General features: G+C 41.9%; 27 protein-coding genes and 2 pseudogenes. 8 read left to right on the forward strand and 21 right to left on the reverse strand.

Annotated features, from left to right (window positions below; translation table 11 throughout):
• The first annotated feature begins 93 nt into the window (after positions 1-93).
• Positions 94-855: a C40 family peptidase gene (locus KXD93_RS02175; protein WP_258135221.1), complete on the forward strand. Its 762-nt coding sequence runs from the start codon at positions 94-96 to the stop codon at positions 853-855.
• On the opposite strand, the gene KXD93_RS02180 is transcribed toward KXD93_RS02175, so the two are convergent.
• The 16 genes and pseudogenes from KXD93_RS02180 to KXD93_RS02255 all read right to left on the reverse strand — a co-directional run bounded on the left by KXD93_RS02180 (position 852) and on the right by KXD93_RS02255 (position 14,725).
• Complete coding sequence (locus tag KXD93_RS02180) at positions 852-1,760, reverse strand: WD40 repeat domain-containing protein (RefSeq protein WP_258135222.1); 909 nt, start codon at positions 1,758-1,760, stop codon at positions 852-854. The two genes, KXD93_RS02175 and KXD93_RS02180, sit on opposite strands and share 4 nt — an antisense overlap.
• Positions 1,761-1,841: 81 nt before the next feature.
• Positions 1,842-2,429, reverse strand: a complete 588-nt coding sequence (gene hisIE / locus KXD93_RS02185) for a bifunctional phosphoribosyl-AMP cyclohydrolase/phosphoribosyl-ATP diphosphatase HisIE (RefSeq protein WP_258135223.1) — start codon at positions 2,427-2,429, stop codon at positions 1,842-1,844.
• Between the two features lie 124 nt (positions 2,430-2,553).
• On the reverse strand, positions 2,554-3,354 hold the full coding sequence (gene hisF / locus KXD93_RS02190; protein WP_258135694.1) for an imidazole glycerol phosphate synthase subunit HisF: 801 nt from the start codon (positions 3,352-3,354) through the stop codon (positions 2,554-2,556).
• A pseudogene (locus tag KXD93_RS02195) lies at positions 3,352-3,696 on the reverse strand (endonuclease domain-containing protein); the annotation flags it as partial. The gene hisF and the pseudogene KXD93_RS02195, both read right to left, overlap by 3 nt.
• A gap of 36 nt (positions 3,697-3,732) precedes the next feature.
• A complete protein-coding gene (locus tag KXD93_RS02200) occupies positions 3,733-4,482 on the reverse strand; it encodes a 1-(5-phosphoribosyl)-5-[(5-phosphoribosylamino)methylideneamino]imidazole-4-carboxamide isomerase (RefSeq protein ID WP_258135224.1) in 750 nt (249 codons plus the stop codon).
• A 4-nt stretch (positions 4,483-4,486) separates the two neighbouring features.
• A complete protein-coding gene (hisH, locus tag KXD93_RS02205; RefSeq protein ID WP_258135695.1) occupies positions 4,487-5,116 on the reverse strand; it encodes an imidazole glycerol phosphate synthase subunit HisH in 630 nt (209 codons plus the stop codon).
• Positions 5,114-5,458, reverse strand: a pseudogene (locus tag KXD93_RS02210) (endonuclease domain-containing protein); the annotation flags it as partial. The gene hisH and the pseudogene KXD93_RS02210, both read right to left, overlap by 3 nt.
• Positions 5,459-5,497: 39 nt before the next feature.
• Complete coding sequence (gene hisB, locus KXD93_RS02215) at positions 5,498-6,649, reverse strand: bifunctional histidinol-phosphatase/imidazoleglycerol-phosphate dehydratase HisB (protein ID WP_258135225.1); 1,152 nt, start codon at positions 6,647-6,649, stop codon at positions 5,498-5,500.
• On the reverse strand, positions 6,646-7,692 hold the full coding sequence (gene hisC / locus KXD93_RS02220; protein WP_258135226.1) for a histidinol-phosphate transaminase: 1,047 nt from the start codon (positions 7,690-7,692) through the stop codon (positions 6,646-6,648). Before hisC ends, hisB begins: the two co-directional genes overlap by 4 nt.
• A 101-nt stretch (positions 7,693-7,793) precedes the next feature.
• Positions 7,794-9,083 carry a histidinol dehydrogenase gene (hisD, locus tag KXD93_RS02225; RefSeq protein WP_258135227.1) on the reverse strand — a complete coding sequence of 430 codons (1,290 nt, stop codon included), beginning with the start codon at positions 9,081-9,083 and terminating at the stop codon, positions 7,794-7,796.
• A 110-nt stretch (positions 9,084-9,193) separates the two neighbouring features.
• On the reverse strand, positions 9,194-10,045 hold the full coding sequence (hisG, locus tag KXD93_RS02230; RefSeq protein ID WP_258135228.1) for an ATP phosphoribosyltransferase: 852 nt from the start codon (positions 10,043-10,045) through the stop codon (positions 9,194-9,196).
• A 250-nt stretch (positions 10,046-10,295) separates the two neighbouring features.
• Positions 10,296-11,540: a DUF2264 domain-containing protein gene (locus KXD93_RS02235; protein ID WP_258135229.1), complete on the reverse strand. Its 1,245-nt coding sequence runs from the start codon at positions 11,538-11,540 to the stop codon at positions 10,296-10,298.
• Positions 11,541-11,545: 5 nt separating this feature from the next.
• Positions 11,546-13,048, reverse strand: coding sequence for a hypothetical protein (locus KXD93_RS02240; RefSeq protein ID WP_258135230.1), 1,503 nt, complete (start codon positions 13,046-13,048; stop codon positions 11,546-11,548).
• Between the two features lie 150 nt (positions 13,049-13,198).
• Positions 13,199-13,690: a D-glycero-alpha-D-manno-heptose-1,7-bisphosphate 7-phosphatase gene (locus KXD93_RS02245; protein ID WP_258135231.1), complete on the reverse strand. Its 492-nt coding sequence runs from the start codon at positions 13,688-13,690 to the stop codon at positions 13,199-13,201.
• Positions 13,691-13,816: 126 nt separating this feature from the next.
• On the reverse strand, positions 13,817-14,380 hold the full coding sequence (locus KXD93_RS02250) for a DUF6252 domain-containing protein (protein ID WP_258135232.1): 564 nt from the start codon (positions 14,378-14,380) through the stop codon (positions 13,817-13,819).
• 147 nt (positions 14,381-14,527) lie between these two features.
• Positions 14,528-14,725 carry a hypothetical protein gene (locus KXD93_RS02255; RefSeq protein WP_258135233.1) on the reverse strand — a complete coding sequence of 66 codons (198 nt, stop codon included), beginning with the start codon at positions 14,723-14,725 and terminating at the stop codon, positions 14,528-14,530.
• A 291-nt stretch (positions 14,726-15,016) separates the two neighbouring features.
• Between KXD93_RS02255 and KXD93_RS02260 the strand changes: the two genes are divergently transcribed.
• Positions 15,017-15,226, forward strand: a complete 210-nt coding sequence (locus KXD93_RS02260) for a hypothetical protein (protein ID WP_258135234.1) — start codon at positions 15,017-15,019, stop codon at positions 15,224-15,226.
• A 145-nt stretch (positions 15,227-15,371) separates the two neighbouring features.
• Here KXD93_RS02260 and KXD93_RS02265 read toward each other — a convergent pair whose 3' ends face one another.
• Positions 15,372-16,136 (reverse strand): oxygenase MpaB family protein, encoded by a 765-nt coding sequence (locus tag KXD93_RS02265; protein WP_258135235.1) that lies wholly within the window; start codon positions 16,134-16,136, stop codon positions 15,372-15,374.
• Between the two features lie 4 nt (positions 16,137-16,140).
• Positions 16,141-16,527 carry a ribosomal maturation YjgA family protein gene (locus tag KXD93_RS02270; RefSeq protein ID WP_258135236.1) on the reverse strand — a complete coding sequence of 129 codons (387 nt, stop codon included), beginning with the start codon at positions 16,525-16,527 and terminating at the stop codon, positions 16,141-16,143.
• A 209-nt stretch (positions 16,528-16,736) separates the two neighbouring features.
• Between KXD93_RS02270 and KXD93_RS02275 the strand changes: the two genes are divergently transcribed.
• Entirely contained in the window at positions 16,737-16,937 is a 201-nt protein-coding gene (locus KXD93_RS02275; protein WP_258135237.1) for a hypothetical protein, read from the forward strand.
• A 45-nt stretch (positions 16,938-16,982) separates the two neighbouring features.
• On the forward strand, positions 16,983-18,233 hold the full coding sequence (locus KXD93_RS02280; protein WP_258135238.1) for an alpha/beta hydrolase: 1,251 nt from the start codon (positions 16,983-16,985) through the stop codon (positions 18,231-18,233).
• Positions 18,234-18,304: 71 nt separating this feature from the next.
• Here the strand turns inward: KXD93_RS02280 and KXD93_RS02285 are convergent, their stop codons facing one another.
• The 3 genes from KXD93_RS02285 to KXD93_RS02295 all read right to left on the reverse strand — a co-directional run bounded on the left by KXD93_RS02285 (position 18,305) and on the right by KXD93_RS02295 (position 20,621).
• Positions 18,305-18,538, reverse strand: coding sequence for a hypothetical protein (locus KXD93_RS02285; RefSeq protein ID WP_258135239.1), 234 nt, complete (start codon positions 18,536-18,538; stop codon positions 18,305-18,307).
• A 182-nt stretch (positions 18,539-18,720) separates the two neighbouring features.
• Entirely contained in the window at positions 18,721-20,253 is a 1,533-nt protein-coding gene (locus KXD93_RS02290; RefSeq protein ID WP_258135240.1) for a M56 family metallopeptidase, read from the reverse strand.
• A complete protein-coding gene (locus tag KXD93_RS02295; RefSeq protein ID WP_258135241.1) occupies positions 20,250-20,621 on the reverse strand; it encodes a BlaI/MecI/CopY family transcriptional regulator in 372 nt (123 codons plus the stop codon). Before KXD93_RS02295 ends, KXD93_RS02290 begins: the two co-directional genes overlap by 4 nt.
• Before the next feature lie 146 nt (positions 20,622-20,767).
• Here KXD93_RS02295 and KXD93_RS02300 point away from each other — a divergent pair, with 146 nt between their 5' ends.
• The 4 genes from KXD93_RS02300 (at position 20,768) to KXD93_RS02315 (ending at position 25,080) form a co-directional block, all read left to right on the forward strand.
• Complete coding sequence (locus KXD93_RS02300) at positions 20,768-21,154, forward strand: hypothetical protein (protein ID WP_258135242.1); 387 nt, start codon at positions 20,768-20,770, stop codon at positions 21,152-21,154.
• A gap of 176 nt (positions 21,155-21,330) precedes the next feature.
• Positions 21,331-21,561: a 4a-hydroxytetrahydrobiopterin dehydratase gene (locus KXD93_RS02305; RefSeq protein ID WP_258135243.1), complete on the forward strand. Its 231-nt coding sequence runs from the start codon at positions 21,331-21,333 to the stop codon at positions 21,559-21,561.
• 159 nt (positions 21,562-21,720) lie between these two features.
• A complete protein-coding gene (gene mutS, locus KXD93_RS02310; RefSeq protein ID WP_258135244.1) occupies positions 21,721-24,330 on the forward strand; it encodes a DNA mismatch repair protein MutS in 2,610 nt (869 codons plus the stop codon).
• Between the two features lie 177 nt (positions 24,331-24,507).
• Positions 24,508-25,080 (forward strand): C40 family peptidase, encoded by a 573-nt coding sequence (locus KXD93_RS02315; RefSeq protein ID WP_258135245.1) that lies wholly within the window; start codon positions 24,508-24,510, stop codon positions 25,078-25,080.
• The last annotated feature ends 216 nt before the right edge of the window (positions 25,081-25,296 follow it).

The raw sequence follows: 25,296 nt of genomic DNA on the forward strand, positions 1-25,296 counted from the left end.
CAATCTGAAAAAGGGAATGGTATATGATACTTTTCCCTTTTTTTGTATGTCGAAACATTAAACCTGGTCTTTCGTACACAGCTTCACTTTTATATGGAATACGGTATTTGTAATCTTTCTGTTATACCCCTTCGTGCTGAAGCAAACGATAGGAGCGAGCAGGTATCCCAGGTTTTGTTTGGGGAAACGTTTGAGATCACCGAGTGGAAGGATAGCTGGGTAAAGATTATAACCTCCCTTGATAATTATCCCGGCTGGATAGGTAAGCTGCAATTTAATATGCTGGGCCATTTGGCCTATAAGCGCATTCGGCAAACCCCGCCGCCAATTACTCACCGGGCGGTAACCCAAGCCTGGAAAATAACCAATAATAGTATACTTTATTTACCAGTGGGTAGTTCACTGTCTTTTTTAGAGGGCACTACCTGCAGGATAGGGGACGAAAAATTTGAGATAATAGGTGAGATCGGTGAGACTGAAAATATAGCCATAACAGCAAGCTCCTTTTTGAATGCGCCTTATTTGTGGGGCGGTCGTACCCATTTTGGGATTGACTGTTCCGGGTTTACGCAGGCTGTTTTTCGTTCGCAGGGTATTAACCTTAAGCGGGATGCCAGTATGCAAGTTGAGCAGGGGCATGCCATCAATTCGCTACATGATGCCCAGTTAGGCGACCTTGCTTTTTTTGAGAACCAGGAGGGAAAGATTGTTCACGTGGGCATTATGCTCAATAATGAGCGGATAATTCATGCATCAGGAAAAGTTAAGATAGATGGTATTGACCAGAAAGGTATTTACTCTGAAGATCAAAAACGCTACACGCACAAGTTAACTACAGTTAGAAGACTCCTTTAACCTCCAAAGTTAATATCCCAAACAATCACTTTTTTATCATCACTAACAGATAGCAGTTGATTGCTATTCCAGGTAAGCTTATTTATGGATAATTGGTGCCCGGCGTAGCCTTTTTCCCGACTAATATTTTTGTATAATTTAAAATCATCAGCGCCCCAGATCTTTATGCTTTTATCCATGCTTCCGGTAGCAAAATAGGGTTGGGCGGGATGAAATGCAATGCTATTCACTGCAAACAAGTGCGCTGGGATATTGTACAAAAGGCTGTACGTTGCGGTATCCCAAATCTTTACCTGCGCATCCCGCCCGCCTGAAGCCAGGTAATTACCATCAGGCGAATATTGCAGCGAAAAAACCGACATGGTATGTCCTTGCAGCGTTTTTATCAGCGTATAGTCATCCAGGTCGTAAATATGGATCTGGTTGTTCCTGCAGCCAAATGCCACCTGCTTTTCATCCGGCGAAACACTGATACACCGTATTGTGTCATCTGAAACTTTTACCGTATGGAGCAGTTCCAATGTTGTTAAGCTCCAGATAGAAACTGAACCATCTTCCGATGCTACCAATAGCTCTTGTTTCCGTTTAACAGACTTAATATCGAATATGGGTTTTTGATGATACCTCAGTGGTGGAAGCAATTGCTGTTTGAGGAAGTCAAAAGCTAAAACATCACCGCTGCGTAAGCCTGTAAATAATAAAGGTAAGTCAACCGGGCAATGAATAGCGTAGATCGATGCCACAACCGGAAACATTACCTTAATGAAGGCATTGTTCTTCAGGCTCCATTCCACTAACCCCTTGTCGTTACCGCCGGTAAACAAAATGCCCGGCTTTTGCGAAAGCTCAAGCGTAAATATCGGGTTGCCGTGGCCGGTTAGTTCAGCTATTTTTTCTACGAGCATGTTTTTTAGTTCATGGTTAATGGTTCATAGGTCATGGCAGCTGCATTTTTCGGCTATGAACCATGAACTATGATCTATCAACTACTTATGTCTTTCCTCTAAATTCTTAGCTATCCGCTCCAGGTTTAACCCCTTTTCGCGGAGTAAAACTATCAGGTGGAAAACAAGATCGGAAGCTTCATTAATAAGGTCCGTTTCAGTTTCTGCAAGGGCAGCTATAACGGTTTCAACTCCCTCTTCACCAACCTTTTGTGCGATTTTATTTAAACCTTTGCTACGTAGTTTATTAACGTATGATCCCTCTTGTGGGTTCTCATATCTGTCGGCAACTATGGCTTCCAACTGTAGTATAAAGTTCTGGTTATATTCCGTTTTAAAACAATTACGCGAGCCTGTATGACAAGTAGGACCGTCGGCTTTAACTTTTATTAGTAAGGTATCGTTATCGCAATCAATGTCGATGCTTTTTACATGCAGGAAATTGTTGCTGGTTTCGCCCTTAGTCCAAAGGCGTTGTTTTGAGCGGGAAAAGAATGTTACTATATTTTCCTGTACAGTTTTATCGTAAGCTTCCTGGTTCATGTAGCCAAGCATCAGCACTTCAAGTGTTTGCTCATCCTGTATAATAACCGGAACTAGTCCGTCTGTTTTGTTGAAATCGATGTTCATATTATTTTATATACGGATTTGTCATTGCGAGCGATAGCGTGGCAACCTCGTCGAATGCATTGCGGACATGCACAGTTACGAGGTTGCTTCGTCGTACCTCCTCGCAATGACAAAAGTGTTATGTTTAAACTTCCCTCACCTCAATATTATTCCGCCTCAGGATCTTCTTCAAATCCGGGATCAAAATCTCACCATAATGAAATACTGAAGCCGCCAGTGCTGCGTCAACATTACTTTGCTCAAATACATCTACAAAATGCTGTACTGAACCGGCTCCTCCTGATGCAATCACCGGGATATTAACCGCGTTATTCACTTGTTTTAAAAAATGGTTGTCAAAGCCAGCCTTTGTGCCGTCATGATCCATCGATGTTAAAAGTATCTCTCCGGCGCCACGGCTTTCCGCCTCCAGAATCCAGTCGAGTGTTTCCTTTTCAGTTGGTAGCCTGCCGCCGTTTAAGTGTACAATATTTTTATTGGCGATAACTCTTGTATCAACCGCGATCACTACAAACTGTACTCCAAATGCCCTCGCCAGTTCATCAATTAAAGCCGGATTACGCACTGCTGCCGAATTAATGGAGATCTTGTCTGCCCCGGCGTTTAAAAGCGCGTCTGCATCTGCTATTTCATTAATTCCGCCGCCAATGGTAAAGGGAATATTTATTTGGCGTGCTACGGCCTTTACCAACTCAACCATTGTTTTGCGGCGTTCAACAGTCGCGGTAATATCCAGGAATACAAGTTCATCGGCGCCTTGTTGCGAGTAATTCCAGGCAAGCTCAACCGGGTCGCCTGCATCGCGCAGATCAACAAAGTTCACACCTTTTACAGTGCGGCCGTCTTTTACGTCCAAACAAGGGATAATTCGCTTTGCGAGGCCCCCCGGCCCCCTAAAGGGAGAGTAAGAAACGTGTTGTGTTATAGTGTCCAAAACTTTTTGTAACTGATTAAATATTTCTTCATTCTTAAAACGGAGAACTTTTATTCCATCGTTTTCAATATTAAGCTGTCTTTCAACATCCTGTGCTGCTATTTCAGTAAGATTATGTATTGTGCCATCTAATTCAATTACAAGCTTATACTGATGACAATAAAAGTCTGCGATGTAAATTCCCAAGGGATGTTGCCTCCTGAACTTTGTACCAAGTTGCCCGCCTTTCAAATATCCCCATAACAGCATTTCAGCGGGAGTCATGTTATTTCTAAGCGCGTGAGCATTCTTAAAAATAATCCGATCAGCTCCCATAAACATTTGCTTTCTCATAACAAACTTCTGTTCCCCCTTTAGGGGGCTAGGGGGCTAAATAGAAATTAGGGCATCCAGGTTCCAGTTTTTTACGTCTTCAACAGTGATGTGACCCTCGTAAATTGCTTTACCAACCACGCACGATTCAACTTTTATCCTGCTTAATTGCTCCACATCGTCCATTGAACTTACACCACCTGATGCAATCAGCTTAATAAAAGGGGAGTGGTCAAGCAGCTTTTCGTAAAGCTTAATCCCGGCACCACCAAGCTTGCCATCTTTGTCGATATCGGTACATAAAAAGCGGAAGAAACCCAATTGCAGGCATTTATCGACGTAATCCATCAGCTTGATTGGCGAGCTTTCCATCCATCCGGAATACTTGATCACTTCGTCCAACACGTCAATGGCGATAACCACCTGGTCGGAACATTTATCTTTACCGCAGATCTCTTTGCTTAGTTCCGGTAAAAATGTTGGGTTGGTAAGCGCCTGTGTACCAACAATAACCCGGTGAACACCGGAGTCTATCAACTCCTTAACTTTTTCAATGCTGCGGATACCACCGCCGTATTGCACTTTCATGTCAGTTTTACGGATCACATCAAAAAGATACTCCTGGTTCGAGAAATCATTTTTCGCGCCGTTAAGGTCGATGATGTGAATAAAGTTCGTGCCGTTTGATTGATATTTTTCTATCATTTCCTCTAAGGAAACGTCGTATTCTGTAACCTGTTGGTAATCGCCTTCACGCAGGCGCACCACCTTTTTGTTCAAAATATCAATTGCAGGAATAATGTACATGTTTTTAAATGTTTGAGAAGTTTTTTAGTAATGTTTCACCATATGCGCCTGATTTTTCGGGATGGAACTGTACACCATAGAAATTGTCCCGCATAATTGATGCCGAAAACTTGTTTATATAAGTTGTTGACGATAAAGTGTATAAATTATTATACTCAATAAAGTATGAATGTACAAAGTAAAAGTGGGAACCGCCCGGAATATTTTCAAATAAAGGATTCTCCAACTCCGGGTAAACCTGGTTCCAGCCGGTGTGTGGCACTTTAAGGTCAGTACCGCCGGCGAATTTTAAAGTCTTTATCGGGAAAAGATCAAGGAGATTAGAGTCCCCTTCTTCAGAATATGAAGTAAGCAATTGCATTCCCACACAAATCCCTAAAACCGGTTTTTTAAGCGCTTTTATAGCCGGTACCAGCCCGGTACTTTCCAGTTTATGCATGGCCGCACCCGCATGCCCGACACCCGGAATAATATAACGATCGAACTGGTCAAAATCTTCTTCCTTATTGATCATCCCATAAGGAATCCCCAGCCGCTCCAGGGCAGCAGTTAATGAGAAAATATTCCCGGCACCGTATCGAATGATGCCTAGCCCCCCCCGCCCCCTAAAGGGGGAGCTAAGAGCTTGCGTTATTGTCTCCAATACTTTTTCTGGTTGATTGTATATTTCTTCATTTTTAAATCGAAGTACCCTGATACCATCATTTTCAATATTAAGTTGTCGTTCTAAATCGTTTTTGGCAATCTCGGCAACCTCATGGATACTCCCGTCCACTTCAATCACTAATTTATGCTGATGACAATAAAAGTCAGCAATATAAATTCCTAAAGGATGTTGTCTCCTAAACTTCGCACCAAGTTGATTGCCCTTCAAATACCCCCATAATAACGTTTCAGCAGCCGTCATGTTATTTCGTAGTGCCTCTGCATTTTTAAAGATCAGATTGCTTGCACCTAAAAACATCCGCTTTTTCATAATCCACTTGTGTTCCCCCTTCAGGGGGCTAGGGGGCCTCTACAGTAATCCCTTTGTGCTTGGTAAAACCATCTTATTCACATCCCGTTTCACAGCCATTTTTATAGCCTTCGCGAAGGCCTTAAAGATAGCTTCAATTTTATGATGCTCGTTCTCGCCTTCTGCTTTTATATTCAGGTTACATTTTGCGGCATCGCTGAACGATTTAAAGAAATGGAAGAACATCTCTGTTGGCATTTCGCCTATTTTTTCCCGTTTAAATTCAGCGTCCCAAACAATCCAGTTTCTGCCGCCAAAATCGATGGCTGCCTGTGCCAGGCAATCGTCCATCGGCAAACAAAAACCGTAACGCTCGATCCCTTTTTTATTCCCTAAGGCTAAAGCAAAAACTTCACCCAGCGCAATGCCTGTGTCCTCTATCGTATGATGTTCATCGATATGCAGATCACCATTAGCAACAATTTCTAAATCAATGCTGCCGTGGCGTGCAATCTGGTCAAGCATGTGATCAAAAAAATGAACGCCTGTTGATACTTTTGATTCGCCGGTACCATCAAGGTTTATTTTTATGTAGATGTCGGTTTCCTTGGTGCTGCGGCGATGTTCAAACGTCCGTTCGCCCAACTTTAAAAATTCGTAGATCTTTTGCCAGTCGGTAGTTTCGAGGGCTACTGTGCTTTTTACGGCGTCTTCCTCGACCTGCCCGCTAAATTCATGACTTCCCATGTTTGAACCATCGTTCAGCCAGATTGCTTTTGCACCTAAATTATGCCCAAGTAATACGTCATTCTTACGGTCACCTATTGTAAACGAACCTTTTAAATCATACTTCTCTCTGTCAAAATATTGCAGCAGCATCCCAATTCCCGGTTTACGGGTGGGTGCGTTTTCGGCAGGGAAGGTACGGTCGACACAAATATTTGAAAACACTACGCCTTCATTCTCAAAAGTCTTTAAAACAAAATTCTGCACCGGCCAAAAGGTGTCTTCCGGGTACGACGCTGTTCCTAAACCATCCTGGTTGGTGACCATTACCAGCTCGAAATCGAGTTCTTTTGCGATTTTAGGCAGGTATTGCAAGGCACCGGCATAAAACGTAAGTTTTGCAAATGAGTCGATCTGCTCATCCGGGGTTTCTTCTATAAGTGTGCCGTCACGATCTATAAAGAGTATTTTTTGCAGATTGCTCATTTAAAATTTTGTAAAGTTTGGAGTAATATGTTGTTTTCGTCCGGGGTACCTACTGTTATGCGCAGGCAGCCCTCACAAAGTTCAACTTTTGAACGGTTGCGAACGATAATGCCCTGGCTAACAAGGAAATCGTATATGCCGTTTGCATTTGTAGTTTTTACGAGGATAAAGTTAGCATCAGATGGGTAGATGTCTACCACAAAATCAAAGTCCTTCAAACCCAAAACCAGCAGGTCTCTTTGTTGTAAGGTTTCCTTTATCCAAAGATTTACTAAATCAACATTGGCCAATGCCTGTAAAGCCAGTTGTTGTGAGGCTTCGTTAACGTTATACGGTGGCTTAACCTTGTTCATCACTTCGATGATCTCTTCGCTGGCAAAGGCCATTCCCACACGTAAGCCCGCAAGTCCCCAGGCTTTTGAAAGCGTTTGCAATACTACAAGGTTAGCATATTCTGTAAGCTCCTGTATAAAGGTTTTTTGGCGACTAAAATTGATATAAGCCTCATCAACCACAACAATGCCGCTAAAATTAGCCAGTAAAGTTTCTACATCAGTACGATCAATAGAATTGCCGGTAGGGTTGTTAGGCGAACAAATAAAGATGAGTTTGGTATGCTCATCAATGGCTTCGGCAATACCGTCCAAATTAAGCTGAAACTCTTCTGTAAGCGGCACATTTTTTACAGCTACATCATTTATATTGGCGGATACCTGGTACATGCCATAAGTAGGCGGAACCAGGATCACATTATCCACACCGGGGTTACAAAAGCTGCGGAACAGGATATCTATGGCCTCGTCGCTGCCATTGCCTAAAAAAATATTGCGTGGTGGCACGCCTTTAATCTCGGTTAAACGTTTTTTAACTTCAAATTGCAATGGATCCGGATAGCGGTTATATGCCTGCTCCAACGGTGAGCCATAAGCATTTTCGTTCGCATCCAAAAAAACACTTGCCTCACCCTGGTATTCGTCGCGCGCGGATGAATAGGGGGTTAGGTTTTTAATATTTTCTCTTAATATGTTATTTATGCTGAACATTGTCTTAAATTCTATTTTGTTACTTTCTGAACCTTGATTTGCCTGATTTAAGGATTGTCTTGATCTTTTTTTTTATCGAGGTAATCCTTAAATCTTATGAATCATGGTTCAAACCTTCTCACTGTCACCGCATTCTTATGCGCATGCAAGCCCTCCAATTCCGCTAATATCTCAACCGATGGGCCTATATTTTGAATACCTTCGGGTGTGATGTATTGGAATGTGATCTTCTTTACAAACGAATCAACTGATACCCCGGAGTACGCCCTTGAATAAGAACTTGTTGGTAAGGTGTGGTTTGTTCCCGATGCATAGTCGCCGGCGCTTTCCGGAGTTAAGTTGCCGAGAAAAACCGAACCTGCATTAATGATATTCGCAGTGATGCTTTGCCAGTTTTCTGTAGCCAATATCAGGTGCTCGGGTGCGTAAGCGTTACTAAAGTCCATTGCTTTGGAAAGATTATCCGCTACAACGATGTATGAATTAACCATAGCTACTTTAGCAATTTCGGCGCGGGGCAGTACAGGTAATTGCTTGTCGAGCTCAGCCAAAACTTCTTCAGTAATTTTGGTTGATGTACAAACCAATATCGACTGACTATCCATGCCGTGTTCTGCCTGTGCCAGTAAATCGGCAGCAACGTAAACAGGGTTGGCCGTTTCATCCGCTATAACCAATACTTCTGAAGGCCCTGCAGGCATATCAATAGCGGTGGTTGTAGTTGACTGAATAATAGTTTTAGCCTTAGTTACAAACTGATTTCCAGGACCGAAAATCTTATCAACCTTTGTAATTGTTTCGGTGCCGTAAGCCATTGCGGCAATTGCCTGTGAACCACCAGCGAGGTAGATTTTATCTACACCAAGCAACAAAGCAACGTAAGCTATAAAGGCATTTACCCTCCCATTTTTTTGTGGGGGAGAGCAAACTACTATTTCACCGCATCCGGCAATTTTTGCAGGAATACCCAGCATTAAAAAGGTACTTGGTAAAACCGCTGAGCCGCCGGGAATATACAAGCCAACTTTTTCAATCGGCCTTAATTCGCGCCAGCAGGTTACGCCAGGCATGGTTTCTACTTTGTCCTCACCTTTAAGCTGCGCAGCATGAAACTTGTAGATATTGTTGTAAGCTATTCTTAATGCCGCCTTTTGCTCGTTGGTAACAGTCGAGGCAATTTCGATTAGTTCATTTTTATCAAGATAAAGCTTATCCAGCTCAACTTTGTCAAACTTTAAAGCATAATCAAGTAAAGCACTGTCCCCGTTTTGCTGAACATGCGCAATCACATCCTCAACTATAGCACGGATTTCATTTGCCGGGTCAACGTTGCGCTGAACCAGTTTTTGGATCTCAGATTTACTTAAATCGGAATAGTTGAATACCTTCATAGTTCACGCCCCCAAACCCCCTAAAGGGGTGTTATGTCCGCTTTGTTTTAATTATTTCTATACCCCGTCCGCCTTTTGCTCCCCCTTTAGGGGGCCGGGGGGCTTCGCCTTTATAGTATTATCTTCTCTATCGGCATTACCACAATACCTTGTGCGCCGGCTTGTTTTAGCTGGCTAATCCTGTCCCAAAAATCACGTTCAGGGATAACGGTGTGTACAGCAACCCAATTTTCTTCAGCCAAGGGCACCACCGATGGGCTTTTAACGCCTGGTAATAAAGCCGTAACTGCCGACAGATTATCCTTATGAACGTTCAAAACTACGTATTTGGTTTCCTTTGCACGCAGTACAGACTGGATTCGCTGGATCAACTCCTTTACCAAATCTTCATCTTCACTTCCCTTACGTCCGATCAATACCGCTTCTGACGACATTACATCTGCAAATGGCTTTAACCCATTGCTTTTCAGCGTGCCGCCTGTTGATACCAAATCGCAAATAGCATCGCTTAAGCCAAGACCGGGTGAAATTTCAACCGAGCCCGATATAGTACGGATATCAGATGTTATGCCTTGTTCCTTAAGGAATTTACCCAGTATAACAGGGTAGGTGGTGGCGATGGATTTGCCGTTCAAATCGGCCAGGCTTTGAATATTGTTGGTATTTGGCACAGCTATTTTAAGCGAGCATTTGCCAAAGCCAAGGCGTTGCAGGTAGCTAACCTTAACCTCGGTTTCTTCAATTACATTTTCACCAACTATACCCAGGTCGGCAATGCCGTCCTGAACATATTCCGGGATATCATCATCACGCAGAAAAAGAATTTCGAGCGGGAAGTTTGAAACAGGGGAGATAAGCGAGCTCTTATAATTTTCAAAATTAAGGCCGCAATTTTTTAATAATTCAACGGATTTTTCGTTGAGCCGACCCGATTTTTGGATCGCTATTTTAAGTGTTTTCACTGATTGAGTTTAAAGGAACTATAATAAAAATATAAACGGAGGGTTGTTATTTCGCGTAGAAACATACATTATCTAATCACCACATGGTGGTGATGGTGCAGGTGCAAATGATATAATGTATAACCGTTCATTTTTTTGTATAGTAAAACGATAGATATTGAGCGCAAATATAGGCAACTGTTTATTAAATCAAAATTAAATTTCGATTTGATTATTGTTTAGTTCACGCGGCAAAATTTAATTCCGGAATTTATAATGCGTGATCTGCCGGCAAATCTACGCCATTACAAATCTTTTTGGCTGTCCAGTCCTCATCCGGGGCACTCCAAAATGGATCGGATTCAGGCAGGCCTAAGGGGAGTAATATTGCAGAGGAAAGATATAAGCTGCCCGTTGAAATATAGCTTTCCGCCAATAATGGCTGATGTCCGTATAATCCAATGCGTAACCAGTCATTATCATCAAACAAATCTTTGGATGTTGTGAATTTGTTTATTACCGAGGTTAGTGCACAACGTACCTGCGGCGGTTTGATCTGTTCAGGCAATTGATGTTGCAGCGCCATATTGGCCAAATGATGAAAAGCGCCGGTACGGTATGTTATCGATCTGCCTATTATTGGATAAGTGCCGTCGGCCGCTATTAAGCGCTCCTGGATAACGGCATATCTTAAATTACGGGCCAGTACTTTTTTCTGGATAGGTTCGAAATCTGCATTTTTAACAACTGCTATCTTTAACACATCAGAAAGGTAGGGGTGGATCACAAAGCTGTTGTAATAGTCCCAATGGAACTCTGCCCCGTCGCCATACATGCTATCGCCTTTGTACCATTCCTCATGACGTTTTACGGCATATGTTATCCGCGGCAAGTCAAATGGTTCGTTTACAGTGATGAAAAACACTTCAATCATCGCGGCGAATAACAGCCAGTTATTTTCGGGCGGCTTAATTTTATGGGTTTTCAGTAAGCAGGCGACAACGTTTTTCTGCGCATCACCATCCACACTTCTCCATAATTTCGGGCAACGCACAAGTGCATAGGCGAAAAAGGAAGCATCTACCAACGGCTGGCCGCCCTCATCACCCCAGTTCATATAGTCCCGGGCATTTGGATTTGTGGCGTTTTCTATTCCCTTTAATGCGAGTTTGAAATATTTGTCCTGGAGTTTTTTTTCTGTGGGATTTAATTCATCCAACTGCAAAAACGGTGCAATACCTGCAAGCAAACGCCCAAAGGCTTCGAGATGCGTATATTTTGCCCGATCATTAACCAGCGATGATTCCCTTGCCTCTACAGGCATTTTTTCCTTAAGCTGATCAGCTGCAAGTGCAGTCAATACCGGATCAGCCAGTTTTTCGAGATAGTTAACCCAAAGTTTTCGGGTATTTGTGGCGGATGATGGAAAACTCTCCGCATCAACTGGAATGGAAGAAGATACCAGCGGCGCTATACCTAATATACCGGCATTTTGCAGGAATCTCCTTCTTTTCATATTACCTAGTTGCCCTCGTAGTAATAAATATCACCTTCTTTTGCGCCGCCAATTCTTACCAGCTTTTTGTTCTTCATGATATCCGGCAGGCTGATTAGCTCAGTGTTATACAGATTGGTGAACCAGATCAAATAGAATCGTTTTTGTGCGTAAAATTTCTCTACACCGGCTTTGGGTTCCTTATGCGGTATCACGGTAGACGACATCCGGGTAAAAAGGTAAACTGCTTCATCAGCATCCGTATAGATTGGGATGCCGGGCTTAAACAAATCTTTATGATGTCTTAAATACACTATAAATTCCGACTTATTCCAGTCGTCGTCGCTATAACCGGGCACGCCGTAGTCACATTCATCATCATAGCGCTGATAATCAGTTAAAACTGTGAAATACTCAAAGGCCAGCATCAAAATAATTGCAACTGATGCCAGGGCATACTTGGCTTTCGATTTAACCAGTATCAATACATCAGGAACCCAACTGGTACACGATATAAGTAACGGAATAAACATCGGCGAAAGCAAGCGGCTATTGATGCGTTCATAACGGGAAATACTAGCCGAGATCACTATAAATAGTCCGTAAACTATGGCAAATGCAATTACAATGTTCTCATAGCTGTTTATGCGGCCTTTAAAAGCCTTCCAAAGCAAAATACCGATTAAAGCCAGCAAAACTATTGAAGTAATAGCAGCAGCAAAGGGATATGCAGCTTTGCTTAAACTGCCCCAGTCGCAAATTACAGTGCCAAAATAATAGAGGTTATCTTTAAATGGGGTGATTGACGGATACCGCGTGCCCGTGCTTAAGCCTGAATTTATCCTGTTTAGCACCAAATTGCCAACTATCAGCGAAATGGAAATAAAACCAAATATTAAAATATGACTGATCTTCTTTTTGATGGTCAGTTTATTATCCAGCAGCAACATCAACCCGCCAGCACCTACAACTGTCACGCCTGCATAACGGGTAATAAAGCTGATTGCCGTGATAACCGCAACCCATATTAAAGCTTTTGTGCTGTGTGTTTGCAGGTATTTCCAGTAAGCAATAATAAAGAGCAGGATCTCAAAAATGAATAAAGTTTCAGACCACAGGTAGGTATAGATCTCCAGCAATCCGGGACTTAAAATTATGGCGATCAATATGAGCCATTTATAAATCCGCGAATGCGAGATGAATTTCTCCATGATCCAGCCGCTGGTAAATATCACAGCTGCAAATAAGGTTGCGTTGATCATGGCACCGGCTTCAATGGGGTCAACTCTTGTTATAAATTGGATAATGGAAAGAAAAAACGGGTAGAATACCGGGAAGAAAACAAGCGGCCCCTTGTTAAAAGTCAACAACGACCCATGAGCCTGGATATTAGTTGCGGTACTGGCATACATAATTGAATCGGGCGAAATGCCGACTCCGCTGTACTTTGTGAACAGGTAGATAACTATAAAACCAATAATGGCGGCTATTAATGAATCGAGATTATTTAAATAGCGTTTACCGTTCATGTTGTTAAGGGTTGTAAAAGTTGTAGTTGTTGTAAAGGTTACAAAGGTTGTAAAAAAAGAAATAAATATGAACCGCTAATAATGGCCCATAACAATAAAAGCGCTTTCAACACTTACAACCACTACAACGTCTACAACTTATTCCAACCCTCACTCAATTAAGTAAAGTACTTCGCTAATTGGCTGGTCGCTGTTAATCAGAATGCCTTTTACGCCAGCGGCTGTGCCGGCCTCAATGTCTCTTTCCCTGTCGCCGATAAAATATGATTTTGCCGGATCGAGGTTGTATTTTTCAATTCCCTGCAGTAATAAACCCGGCTTTGGCTTGCGGCAGTCACAGTCGCCTGTAAAAGCAGGATGGTGCGGACAGTAAAAAAAGTCAGTTAATTCAACGCCGTGTTCATGGTATACTTTTTTTAGGCTGTTGTGCATTTTAGCTAGCTCATCTTCGCTATACCAGCCTTTTGCAAGGCCACCCTGGTTGGTGGCCACTAACAGCATATAGCCTTTGTCCTGCAGCGATTTCAATGCATTGAAATTGTCAAGGATATGGAAATCTTCAATTCTGCGTACGTAATCACCCATTTCCTGGTTGAGCACTCCGTCGCGGTCTAAAAAAACGGCTTTGTTTTTAGGTGGCATTCAGTTAAATTTTTGCAAAGGTAACAATTCTTAAAATATGTGTTTTGGAACACATGGCGCTAAAGCAAAAAGGCACGGTAACAGCGTCACCATGCCTTTATTAAGTATCCTGAAGGATAAAATATTTTAATTTGAAGTAAACGTATAAGGGACCCCGTTAAATCCACCGCCAGAAACAGCCACCACAGTAAGTGATATCACATTGCCACTACTGTCGTAATTGTTTACAACAGTTGTAAAGTTAAAAGTTCCGGTCATCTTATTCTTAACAGAATCTACCGTGCTAACAACAACCGTACCCGACCCCGGCTGAATAACGCCGTTAGGCGTATAAACTATATTACCGTTCGAATCTCTTTTGGGCGTTAAAAATGCCATTTGCAGGTTAGGCGTGGCATCAACTGTAAATGTACCCAACGGAAAGCCGCTGGTATTTGAAGATGAAGGTCGTGTGAGGGATATGGTTACTTTTTTGCTATTGGCAGTGCCCTCGCAAGTGAAGGTTTTTGTTTTAGCAGCGGAGTTATATACTAACGTTGATGTTACAGTATCAGTGTACCAGGAAGTGTCCCGTATATTAGCGATCATTAAGGAGGTTGAGACTGAGGTGGCGACTACTGTGTCTTTTTTACAGTTTTCCAGAAATAAAAGGCCCGATAACAAAATAGCAATAAGTGAAATTTTCTTCATATATGATTATTTAGCAAAGGAACGACTTTTAGCTAAATTTAATATAAAGTATTTCGTTTTTTACATTTTTTAACAATTGGCCCTTTTATGGGCCAATTTTATTAACATTTTAGGACAGCTGATTTTGCGGCTTTACAGCTAAAAAAACTATTTAAAATAGGATAACGGGATCTCCTTCCACATTCCGCCTGACAGGTGGCCTGTGAGCAATTCGTAAATAAGATATAACGGCCAGAATATGTAGCTGATTAAAAGCAATATAAGATTATGATTGTAGTACCAGTTAACCATTAGCGAGTAAATACCTAACACGAGGTACAGGATACTTGAGTCTCTTTTTCCCATAATTTAATTGATTAATTGTTGTAAATTGTTTTCAATTATAAGCAAATCCGACCGTTATTTAACACATTTTATATAATTTTTAGCATAACGTAAAGCCTGTTTGCTAAATCGAAGCAGCTATTGTTAATAACTATTAATTAAGCACCGTTAAGTTAAATTTGTTTGTTAAGCATAATTATATAACTTGCCACCCAGATATAGATATATTTTGAATAACTATATTAGTTGAAACCAATTTATAAAACAAAATGCCCAAACAAGGGTTTAACTTAAAAAAAACAAAAACTTATCATGGCAACAACAAATGGCATTACTGCTTATTCAGTAAAAACAAAAACTAAGAATGTACCAATGATCGATCCTGTTATTGATATTAAATCAGGTAGGTACATTGCAACAGGAAAAGACAGCGCCGGTAACAAGATGGCTGCAATTATGGGCAAGGCAACTGCTGAAGAACACATAAAAAGCGGAGCTGCTAAAAAAGGTTCTGGCTGGTAGTCTGCAACTTGTTCGCATTAATCATTAGTTTTATATAAAACTGATGACCGATCATACCTGGCTTAAGTTTGTATATGTTTAATCATATTATACTTATGCCAGGTATAAATTTTTAATGGCTTTAAAGGAAGCCCGACATGCCCCGCTAATTTGCGTAGTTTAAGCCTTGAACTCTCTCCCGGTAAGCAGGCGGTAACAATGCGTTTTTTAGCCCACCCTCTAATTTAACTATACGCAAAAGCTTGTATGACAAAAGGAGTGGTTTAATCCATGCGATTTTTTGTGACAACAGTTTTTCCTTTACTTCAGCAGGTACCAGAATTAACTGCACCTGTTTCAAAATCACATACCTTAATGCGCCTAAGTGTGTTTTGTACTGCTTGTATAAGTCGGTTGTAAATTCGCTATTTATGAGATTTTTGCGTAGGTAATCCTGTCGCATAGTGCAGTACTGCATATAATTTTGTGGCAGTCCTGTTAAGTGCATTCGACTCCCAACACGGTTGAATACATTAAATACCTCCTCCTTTTCAACCTCAGTAAGCCGTCGTTCCAGCAACTCAAACGACCGGATGGAATAGTCTATCAACAAAAACAGCACGTCAAGATAGGCCCAGTCTGGAATTTGCGCTCCGCGTTTATTTTCAACACCTTTATGTATGCCGGTTATTTGGTCTATCGCTTTTAACGCCGGGTCTGTTTCGGAAAATATGATCCGGCTTGCATAGGCAACGGTAGAAAATAATCTTCCGAGCGGATCCTCTGGTAATTTACCTGTGAAATAAAGCCAGTCGACGGCTTTGTTCAGCGCGAATTCAGCTGCGGCACCAGCAAAAATAAAAAGAACAGTATCTGCCTTCCCCCAAATGGTTCTGACGATTGAATCCTTTCTTACAAAGTAATCTTCCATCGTTTTAAAAGCTTTTTAAACAACGTTTAACATTTTCAATAAATAGCACCAATAGAATGCCAAGCGTATAAGCAAACAAATCGACAGTAGAAAACTGTGTACCTAATATTATCCTGGCGACTTTAGAATGCTGCAAGCCAAGTATAGCAACTAAATGGAAATATTGAGATAGTTCAACCAGGTAAGCAAATACCAGCGCGCAACAGGCAGTTTGTATAACCGGGGCATTCACAAAGCTTTTAACCAGGCAATATATCAGCATTACAACTAAAAAGTCACCACCGTATGGGCGGACTATTTGATCATGAAACCAAGTGCCAATTATGAATTCAAGGGCAAATAGCAGCAGGAAGCAAATAAAATAGTTCTTATAAAATCCAACTAGCGACACTATCTATAAAGTGCTTTGAAATGCAAAGTAAATGATAATTAATCATACCAGCAATAGGGGACAGGCGCCCATCTGAGAGCTCTTACAAGAAAAGTGGTCTTTTTTTGCTATCTTTGTATTAATCCCAGCCCGCTTTAACTTACACTTTCAGCTCTCTGCCATCGCTATATGGCTGAGCTTCGGGCTATTACTATTCTAATTTATAATATATGGCAAAATCACAGGCTACCTTCATGAAGAAGCAACTCGAAAAAAACAGGCAAAAGAAAAAAGAAGATAAAGAACAACGCAAGCTTGATCGCCAGCAGAATGCTTCAGGCAGTGACCTTGACAGCATGATGGCTTATGTAAATGAATTTGGTGAAATAGTTTCAACACCCCCGGAAAATTTTAGCAAACCGCAACAATAAATTCAATTTGTAAATATGTAGATTAGTAAAACATTACTAATCTGCATGAAACAAGCTTTTCTTTATTTATTGCTGATACTTACTATGTCAGCCAATGCACAGGATATTATCGGCGGCGCTATTGTTTTAGGCCATACCGATAGCATCCAATCAAAAATACTTAACGAAAAAAGGATAATCTGGGTACGCCTGCCCGCCGGTGCAAACAAACCGGGCAATGCTGCTATGCGCTACCCCGTGGTTTATGTACTGGATGGCTCGGAGCACTTTGCTTCGGTATCCGGTATCATTCAATACCTAAGCGAAGCAAACGGTAATATGGTTTGCCCGGACATGATAGTGGTGGGGATAAACAATACCGACCGCACACGGGACCTGACACCAACTATCGGCAAGGTTGATTTTGAAAATAAACCGACTACAGACTTTAAAACGTCGGGTGGCGGTGAGGCGTTTACCGCTTTTATCGAGAAGGAGTTGATGCCCTATATTGAGTCGAAATACCCGGCTGCGCCATTCCGGATGCTGATCGGGCATTCCTTTGGCGGGCTAACGGCTGTAAATATCCTGATAAATCATACCGAGCTTTTCAACGCTTATACCATTGTTGACCCAAGCATGTGGTGGGATCAGTACAAACTGTTAAAACAGGCTAATGAGGTACTGAGGAATAAAAACTTTGCGGGTAAATCTGTCTTCATGGGAATTGCCAACACCATGCCCGCCGGAGATGATACGGCACATGCGCATCGCGATACATCATCCCAAACAAATCATATCCGGTCAATTTTAAATCTTGCTGACGAGTTTAAGCGGAATCCGGGAAATGGATTGATTTTTAGCTATAAATATTATAATGAGGATAACCACAATTCATCGCCATTGATAACAGAATATGATGCATTTCGTTTCCTTTTCAGCTTTTACAAGCTGCCTGCAAAAACCGAGGCATTATTGTTCGATAAGAACGATAAATCAGATGTAGCCGCTATTATTGAAGCGCACTACACCGATGTATCAAAGCGGATGGGGTACCGGTTATTGCCGCCCGAGTCGATACTGAATGCCATGGGGCATGATTATTTGGAAATAAACTGGGCCAATAAGGCGCTGTCAGTTTTCAACCTAAATGCAAAATTCTACCCGGATAGTCCTGCTGTGTACACCGCTCTTGGTGAATATTATAGCGCAAATAAGGACAAACAAAAGGCAATTGAATGCTACAAAAAATCCCTATCGCTTAAGGACGACCCGGCTGTAAAAGCTAAACTAGATAAAATAACAACACAAAAATAGCTGATAGCTCGCTTTCATGTGCTAAAATGGAAACAGCAATAAAATGGAAACAGCAATTTCCGTCCGGCTTTTTATTTCTTTGGAAGTTTCGCATTGGGATCGGCCGCTCCCTTTGAGCTTGGGTCGCCCAACAAGGAATCGTCTTTGACACTCTTTTGCCCTGTTCCTACAATAGAGGTGTCGGCTTTTTTCTCGTTACTGATGCTATCAGCTGAAGTGGTTGATGGCTTTTTATTATTTCCGCAGGAAAAATTCAGTGCGCATAATATCACCAATAGAGCAAATAGGATCTTATTAGTTTTCATAAGTAGACGTTTAATAAGTAAACACTAACTGTTTAAATATGTTCGGAACATTTCAAAACGAATAAGGGCGCAGGCAATAGTCGGGCCCAATCCCGAAGGAAGATTGCTTAATTGAAAGAAATGCAAATACCAAATGATCGCAAATTTTACTAATAAAGAGAAGTTTAAGTCTATTTTAAATTTTATTTACCCTCGGGCTTCCATGATCTGTAATACGTATAGGCGTTAGTTTTATTTTCGAGCGCTTCTTTACGGTATTTATTATAAAAGTCCACGGTCATTAAATCTACCTGGTAGTGGTATTTTACATGAACCCGGGCCGCAGGATATAATTTGCTCACGAAATACTGGTTGAAGTCTTCAGCTTTGTATTTTTCGAGGTCGGCATTTTTAGCTTTTTTTTCATTTATCCATACCCCAAATTCAGCGGGATTCTTCCACGAATCCAACTGAGCTTGTGTAGGAACTGCGCGCGGAAGTGGAGGGGCGGGATAGCTAAACCCAATTTTTTGCTGCATTTGCTGTTCAGGGCTCATTTTCTCGAAAATATCCTTCATTCTTTTTTTGTCTTCTTTCGAGATAGTGCCTAATCGCTTAATGAATTTATTGTTGGTATCAATAAACTTAGCCGTTAGCACAGCATATTCCTTAAGCGAATCGGCAGAAACGCCCTCCTTAGTGTGAGGAAACTTCCCCCATATCATTGGTGGTGGAAATGAAACTTTCCTGACAGGTTGATTCGGTTTCACTGCAGTTGAACTTTCGGGTTTTGCCTTAACATCCTGCTTAGTTACGGCAGGTGTTTGTTGCGCCTCTGTTTTTGTGCAGAAAAATGTAAAGGCAAACGCCAGTACCGGGATAACGGCAAGCTTTGATAGCGCGGCGGTTAATGCTGAGGTGTTTTTATTCATCATGATTAGTCGGTTTTTGGTTATTGAATAATTGAATTGACTGGTAATAGAGAGGCTTTTCATATAGCCCAACTTGCCAAGCAGCAACTGCTGATATTCTGAGATATTACAGTTGGTGGTAACTACTGCTGTATCTGCAATAAATTCATGATTCAATTGGATGGCATTGCGATAGAACCATACCAACGGGTTAAACCAGCAGAAGCATGTTATCAATTCCATGAATATGATATCCACAGAGTGTAACTGGCTGGCATGAGTTTGCTCATGTTTTAATATATCAGCCTCTATTTGATTGCTTTCATATTGTTGCCTGTTCAGGAAAATATACCTTAAAAAGGTATGCGGGGTTAAATTTTCATTCACCAATATTAGCTTGGTGTCTTTATAAGTTACATGTTGGTTTTGTTTGATCGTTAACCTGATCCTGTTTAAATTTCTTATAAAACGAAACAGCAACAGCAGTGAAACAATGCCGTAAACTGCCATCAATATGCCGGGCAGATAATTAATATGCGGGTGATTTACAATTGGAGTAACCCTTAAAGGCGTTTGAACCTGGAAGTCAGGTTGAGGATTATTGGCATCCGTTAACTGTAATTGCGGTTCAATAGTTTTTTGTATCGACGGCAGCCGGACTATCGTATGCTTCACAACTATTAAAGGCACAGTTAACGAAAATACGACGCTTAACAAAAGGTAGACCCTGTTAAAGTTGTACATGGTCTTGTTTTTAAGCAACAGGTGATAAACCGCCAGCAACAAGGCAGAACATAAGGTTGAGTTTACCAGGTAAGCTATCATGACTTCTTTTTATTAAGTTGTTTATCGATAATTTTTTTCAGGTCCTCTAATTCCTCATCAGTAAGGTTTGTTTCCGTAGTGAAAAAAGATGCGAACTGCATGGCCGAGCTGCCAAAGAAGTTTTTGATAAGTCCATTAACATGTTTCGAGAAATATTCCGATTTCTTTACCAGTGCATAGTATTGCCGGGAATTCCCCATTAACTTGTATGCTACGAAGCCTTTATTTTGCATTCGTTTAAGCAAGGTTGCAATGGTTGTTGTTGCGGGTTTTGGATCAGGGAAGCTGTCAATAATATCCTTCATAAAGATCTCGTCTTTATCCCAGATCAGTTCCATTAATTGTTCTTCGGCACTTGTGAGTTTCATATTGCTCTATGAGTTGAGAGTTTACTCTACGAGTGTAGAGTAAATAAATTACATTTACAAGAGGTAATTAAAAATAATTTATAGTTGCCGCTAACAACCCATTATAAATTACTGTTATGTTTGTTATATCATACAAACCGCAGTTTATGAAACGTATCGGAATTATAGTTGGAATAGTGATCGCACTGGTTATAGTGGGATTTGTTTATTACCGTTATTATTTTGTTTTTGGCGATGGAACCAAAGCCGGCACCATGAATTACTTTGTACACAAGGGTTATATGTTCAAAACATATGAGGGCAGGTTGATCCAGTCAGGAATCCGGACACCTACACAAGGCGCCATCCAATCAAATGAATTTATGTTTTCTGTAACCGACCAGCATGTAGCCGACCAGTTGAATAAAAGCGCAGGAGCCTATCTCGAACTGCACTATAAGGAATACCTGCATACGCTGCCATGGCGGGGGGTAAGTGAGTTTGTTGTGGATAGTGTGATCTCGGTACGCCCTGTTACGCCGGTACAACCATAGTGGAAAGTCAATAGTTCTTAGTCGTAAGTCTGGAGCCGTTTTGTTCTTTGGCGTTTATACATGTCAACTATGAGTTCAAGACCGGGCAATACGACCCCGGGTTAAGTTTTATCTCTCGCATTTGTTTTTTGAAACTTTATTGTAACCCGGTAGTTTAGTATATATACAATTAAGCTATGTGGAACAAAATCGATAATAAGCTTTATAAAGCTTTTGAATTCAAGGACTTTTCAGCAGCCTTTTCATTTATGACCAGGGTGGCCTTACTCGCCGAAAAAAGCAATCACCATCCAACGTGGACAAATACTTATAATAAAGTGGAGATCTGGCTGTCAACTCACGACGCGGGGGATAAAGTTACAGACAAAGACAAATTGCTGGCGGATGAAATTGATGCAGTTGCCTGATTTATGCAACTTCATTTATTATAGCCGGCTACAGAGATCAACGTAATCAGGCCAATCAAAACAAATCAACGGTTTCCACATCACCTAACTTTTCCACATTTCCGCTAAACACGGGGCAATGCATTAACTTTACCGACCTATTAAACAGGAGCAAACCGTTTGGCAAAAGACAACACGAAGGAAACGCCGTTAATGCAGCAGTACAACCAGATCAAGGTTAAGTACCCCGGTGCTTTGCTGCTTTTTCGCGTAGGTGATTTTTACGAAACCTTTGGCGAGGATGCTATTAAGGCCGCGGGTATTTTAGGCATTGTGCTTACCCGCAGGGGCAACGGTGCAGCTACGTTTATCGAATTGGCGGGTTTTCCGCATCATTCGTTGGATACTTATTTACCAAAGCTGGTGCGTGCCGGTCAGCGGGTGGCTATTTGCGACCAGCTGGAAGATCCGAAGACCACGAAAACCATTGTTAAACGCGGTGTTACTGAACTGGTAACTCCCGGTGTGGCCACAAGCGATAATATCCTCAATCAAAAGAGCAACAATTACCTGGCCTCGCTTTATTTCGAAAAAAATAGCATAGGCATAGCCCTGATAGATATTTCGACAGGAGAATTTTTAACTGCACAAGGCAACACCGATTATATAGATAAACTTTTACAAAGCTATTCGCCGGCTGAGGTTATCTACCCAAAAAGCCGCCAGCATGATTTTAAGGAAAACTACGGCGATCGCTTTTATACCTACACGCTTGACGAATGGCCTTACAGCGGCGATTATGCCACGGAGGTGCTGCTGAAGCATTTCGGCGTTAAATCATTAAAGGGTTTTGGGATAGATAAGCTGAACCTGGGCATTGTTGCTGCAGGTGTGGCGTTACATTATTTAAATGAAACCGAACACCGAAACCTGCAGCATATTTCGTCCATTGGCAGGATAGAAGAGGATAGATATTTGTGGCTCGACCGTTACAGCGTGCGTAACCTGGAATTGGTTGGTTCAGCCAATGAAAATGCATCCACGCTGGTTGATGTGCTAGATCATACGTGTTCGCCGATGGGTGCGCGTTTACTACGCCGCTGGATAGTAATGCCCTTAAAGGAATTAAAGCCGATAAATGATCGCCTTGGTGTAGTTGAATACCTGATTGAGCAGGAAGAGTTACGGGAAACACTGAAGCAAAATATCCGCCTTATCGGCGATTTGGAGCGGCTGATCTCAAAGATAGGTTTGCAAAAAGCCAATCCGCGCGAGGTGTGTCAGCTCAAAAAAGCGCTGATAGCAATTGGTACGATAAAGGGAATTGGTGAAACATCCGTAAGCCTGCCATTACAGGCAATTGCTGCGCAGTTGAATCCATGCACCCTAATTTGTGAGAAGATTGAAAAAGAACTAAGTGCCGAACCGCCGGTTATGCTGGTTAAGGGCAGTGTGATGAACGAGGGCATCAATGAAGAACTCGATCGCTTGCGTAAAATAGCATTTGGCGGTAAGGGCTATTTACTGGAGATCCAGAAGCGTGAGGCGGAGTCAACCGGAATTCCATCACTCAAGGTTTCATTTAATAACGTGTTTGGTTATTACCTGGAGGTTACCCACAGCCACCGGGATAAAGTACCCGCAGAATGGATCAGGAAGCAAACGCTGGTAAATGCCGAACGCTATATCACGCCTGAGTTAAAGGAATACGAAGAGCAAATTCTTGGTGCGGAAGAAAAGATCTTAGTTATCGAGACACGGTTGTACAATGATCTGCTGTATTCGCTTGCCGAGTATATCAAGCCTATTCAATTGAATGCACAGCTGGTTGCACGTTTGGATGTACTCCTGAATTTTGCAACCATCTCCATAAAAAACTACTACGTAAAACCCGAGATAAACGACAGCAGGGTTATCGATATAAAAGGCGGCCGCCACCCGGTTATTGAAAAGAATTTGCCATTGGGTGAGGAATACATCACCAATGACGTTTACCTCGATTCTGAAACGCAGCAGATCATCATTATCACCGGGCCCAATATGGCGGGTAAATCTGCCTTATTAAGGCAAACAGGCCTGATCGTGTTGATGGCGCAAATGGGATGCTTTGTACCTGCCAAGGCTGCTTCAATCGGTTTGGTAGATAAGATCTTTACGCGGGTAGGCGCATCCGATAATCTTTCGTCCGGCGAATCAACCTTTATGGTGGAGATGAACGAAACAGCGAGTATCCTCAATAATTTATCCGACAGAAGTTTGATCTTGCTGGATGAGATAGGCCGGGGTACATCAACCTATGACGGTATTTCCATCGCCTGGTCGATAGCAGAGTTTTTGCATAATCAACCAACTGCAAGGGCGAAAACTTTATTCGCCACGCACTATCACGAGCTTAATGAACTGAGCAATTCGTTCAATCGCATCAAAAACTTTAATGTATCGGTAAAGGAGGTCGGCCACCAGATCATCTTCCTTCGCAAACTGGTGCCTGGTGGTAGTGAGCACAGCTTCGGGATCCATGTAGCCAAATTGGCCGGTATGCCGCAGAAGGTGTTGAGCCGTGCGAATGAAATCCTGAAAAAACTCGAGAACGAACGGACAGGAGGGGAGCACATTAAGGAAAGTATCCGCAAAGTTCAAAAGCAGGCTGTGCAAATGCAGATGTTCAGTATTGACGATCCTGTGCTGGTAAAGATCCGCGATACGCTGAACAACCTTGATGTAAATACCTTAACGCCTGTTGAGGCCCTGATGAAGTTGGATGAGATCCAAAGGGTGATAAAGGGGTAGTGGGGTGATTTCGGAATTCGGATGTTCGATTTCGGATTTAATTAAAGCTTAACCCGGGTAAAATCTCCAAATCAATCTTTCGGACTTTCCCGACTTTCGGTCTTTCGGACTCCCAATTGTTAATATGTTAAAAACATCTGCAAATATGCGGAACGGCTTTCCGCTTACATTTGTATCATGAACAAAATACACTACCTGTATTGTTTATTGGCCTTTACAATTATACTGTCCTCATGCCACAGCAGGAAAGCGGTGCTGAGAGGAGAACCCGGTGAGGTTGTAAAGCCACAGGCAGATATTGCTGAGAAATATTCAGCCATATTGGGTGTTAACAGGGGCGATATTCAGAATGGTCGTTTATATGCCTTTATCGACCAGTGGATGGGCACCCCCTATAAATTTGGTGGCGAGGATAAAAGTGGGGTGGATTGCTCAGGTCTTACCCAGTTACTTGAACAACAGGTTTTTGGGGTAAATATTCCGCGTTCAACCAGCCAGCAAATAAACGTGATCAAGCGTAAATACGAAGAAGAACTTGTTGAGGGCGATCTCCTGTTCTTTGATTACGACGGAAAAAAATTCAGTCATGTGGCTGTATACCTGCAAAACGGGTATTATGTGCACGCCAGCTCTTCAAAAGGGGTGATTATAACCAAACTGCACGACCCTTACACTTATAAATACTTTTCAAGGTGTGGGTCGATAATTATTGATACCGCCTATTCAAAACCTGATCAAACTGGTAAATAAGCAGTTGAAACTCCTTTTTTCATAACACCTGAATTGAAATTTATTCGGTAAATTTGCATTCACATGTCAGATCCCAAACAAGACTACTCATTCTGGACAAAATACAAGCGTTACGCAGGTAATGAACTTTTGCTCTACCTCGTTATGATTATCGGGATAGTGCTGGGTATAATTATTTTCAGTTACTGGCGATAAGTAATTTTGTAACTGAAAATT

This window comes from Mucilaginibacter phenanthrenivorans (genome assembly GCF_024721155.1).
In the GTDB taxonomy this organism is placed as follows: domain Bacteria; phylum Bacteroidota; class Bacteroidia; order Sphingobacteriales; family Sphingobacteriaceae; genus Mucilaginibacter; species Mucilaginibacter phenanthrenivorans.

What these genes read in the sequence shown, in the direction of transcription:
- KXD93_RS02175 (WP_258135221.1), top strand. Translation starts at nt 94, where the DNA reads ATGGAATACGGTATTTGTAATCTTTCTGTTATACCCCTTCGTGCTGAA.
- KXD93_RS02180 (WP_258135222.1), bottom strand. Translation starts at nt 1,760, where the DNA reads ATGCTCGTAGAAAAAATAGCTGAACTAACCGGCCACGGCAACCCGATA.
- hisIE (WP_258135223.1), bottom strand. Translation starts at nt 2,429, where the DNA reads ATGAACATCGATTTCAACAAAACAGACGGACTAGTTCCGGTTATTATA.
- KXD93_RS02200 (WP_258135224.1), bottom strand. Translation starts at nt 4,482, where the DNA reads ATGTACATTATTCCTGCAATTGATATTTTGAACAAAAAGGTGGTGCGC.
- hisB (WP_258135225.1), bottom strand. Translation starts at nt 6,649, where the DNA reads ATGAGCAATCTGCAAAAAATACTCTTTATAGATCGTGACGGCACACTT.
- hisC (WP_258135226.1), bottom strand. Translation starts at nt 7,692, where the DNA reads ATGTTCAGCATAAATAACATATTAAGAGAAAATATTAAAAACCTAACC.
- hisD (WP_258135227.1), bottom strand. Translation starts at nt 9,083, where the DNA reads ATGAAGGTATTCAACTATTCCGATTTAAGTAAATCTGAGATCCAAAAA.
- KXD93_RS02235 (WP_258135229.1), bottom strand. Translation starts at nt 11,540, where the DNA reads ATGAAAAGAAGGAGATTCCTGCAAAATGCCGGTATATTAGGTATAGCG.
- KXD93_RS02240 (WP_258135230.1), bottom strand. Translation starts at nt 13,048, where the DNA reads ATGAACGGTAAACGCTATTTAAATAATCTCGATTCATTAATAGCCGCC.
- KXD93_RS02245 (WP_258135231.1), bottom strand. Translation starts at nt 13,690, where the DNA reads ATGCCACCTAAAAACAAAGCCGTTTTTTTAGACCGCGACGGAGTGCTC.
- KXD93_RS02250 (WP_258135232.1), bottom strand. Translation starts at nt 14,380, where the DNA reads ATGAAGAAAATTTCACTTATTGCTATTTTGTTATCGGGCCTTTTATTT.
- KXD93_RS02255 (WP_258135233.1), bottom strand. Translation starts at nt 14,725, where the DNA reads ATGGGAAAAAGAGACTCAAGTATCCTGTACCTCGTGTTAGGTATTTAC.
- KXD93_RS02260 (WP_258135234.1), top strand. Translation starts at nt 15,017, where the DNA reads ATGGCAACAACAAATGGCATTACTGCTTATTCAGTAAAAACAAAAACT.
- KXD93_RS02265 (WP_258135235.1), bottom strand. Translation starts at nt 16,136, where the DNA reads ATGGAAGATTACTTTGTAAGAAAGGATTCAATCGTCAGAACCATTTGG.
- KXD93_RS02275 (WP_258135237.1), top strand. Translation starts at nt 16,737, where the DNA reads ATGGCAAAATCACAGGCTACCTTCATGAAGAAGCAACTCGAAAAAAAC.
- KXD93_RS02280 (WP_258135238.1), top strand. Translation starts at nt 16,983, where the DNA reads ATGAAACAAGCTTTTCTTTATTTATTGCTGATACTTACTATGTCAGCC.
- KXD93_RS02285 (WP_258135239.1), bottom strand. Translation starts at nt 18,538, where the DNA reads ATGAAAACTAATAAGATCCTATTTGCTCTATTGGTGATATTATGCGCA.
- KXD93_RS02290 (WP_258135240.1), bottom strand. Translation starts at nt 20,253, where the DNA reads ATGATAGCTTACCTGGTAAACTCAACCTTATGTTCTGCCTTGTTGCTG.
- KXD93_RS02295 (WP_258135241.1), bottom strand. Translation starts at nt 20,621, where the DNA reads ATGAAACTCACAAGTGCCGAAGAACAATTAATGGAACTGATCTGGGAT.
- KXD93_RS02300 (WP_258135242.1), top strand. Translation starts at nt 20,768, where the DNA reads ATGAAACGTATCGGAATTATAGTTGGAATAGTGATCGCACTGGTTATA.
- KXD93_RS02305 (WP_258135243.1), top strand. Translation starts at nt 21,331, where the DNA reads ATGTGGAACAAAATCGATAATAAGCTTTATAAAGCTTTTGAATTCAAG.
- KXD93_RS02315 (WP_258135245.1), top strand. Translation starts at nt 24,508, where the DNA reads ATGAACAAAATACACTACCTGTATTGTTTATTGGCCTTTACAATTATA.